2 protein-coding genes are annotated in these 774 nt (G+C 64.9%); both read right to left on the reverse strand.

All coding sequences use genetic code 11. The features are described 5' to 3' along the window. Window positions 1-189 (reverse strand): chaplin (locus tag AC5WRT_RS38960; protein ID WP_496101105.1); only part of this gene is annotated, 189 nt, incomplete at its 3' end. Between the two features lie 117 nt (window positions 190-306). Beyond that, a complete protein-coding gene (locus AC5WRT_RS38965) occupies window positions 307-534 on the reverse strand; it encodes a chaplin (RefSeq protein ID WP_496098944.1) in 228 nt (75 codons plus the stop codon). Window positions 535-774 lie beyond the last annotated feature (240 nt).

A 774-nucleotide genomic window follows, 5' to 3' on the forward strand; every position in this document is an offset into this window, starting at 1 on the left:
GACGGTGTTGCCGCACGCATGGACCGGCACATCGACCGGCGCCTGCACGGTGTTGCCCGAGACCAGGCCGGGCGAGCCGCTGGAGGTACCACTCGCGGTCGAGTCCGCGAGGGCGGGACTGCCGTACAGGGACAGAACGCTCGTCGCGGCAGCTGCCACGACGACTCCCCTGCTCAGGGTCTGTCGCACTCTTGTTGTCTTCCTGCTTGGAGAGATGAAGATCTGGGAAAGCCGGCCTTGGCACAGCAAACGGTGGTGGTCCAAGGCCGACTGTGGCACAGCCGGGCGGCTGGTGCCTTTACCCGGTCAGGAGTTGGTGCACACGGAGCCGAACGCCGGGTTCAGCAGGGTGACGAGGCCGATGCTGTTACCGCACACGCCAACGGGAATGTGCAGGGGGACCTGGACCGTGTTGCCGGAGAGGACACCCGGGGAGTTGCTGGCGGACCCACTGGCTCCGGCATCGGCGAAGGCCGGAGCGGCCACGCCCAGGGCCATGATTGCACCGACGACGACTGCAGCACTCTTCTGCATGAATTTTCCTTTCTCTCCGGTCATGCCGCCTCCGGCGGTAAGACCGAGCGAGCACAGTTTGAACGGCTCGCGCCATGACCGACATTTCTACAACGAGGAATAGACGGACCGGGAAACTGCGGAACGTGAGCCGCCGGTGAATTCACCCGAATGCCCTTGCCGAGTTGCCACCCGGACGCGGCAAGAAGGAAACAGCATCGCCTGAGCGGCGCGCACATGTGGACGGCTCAGCGGTTGTTG

This window comes from Streptomyces sp. NTD91 (assembly GCF_059510455.1).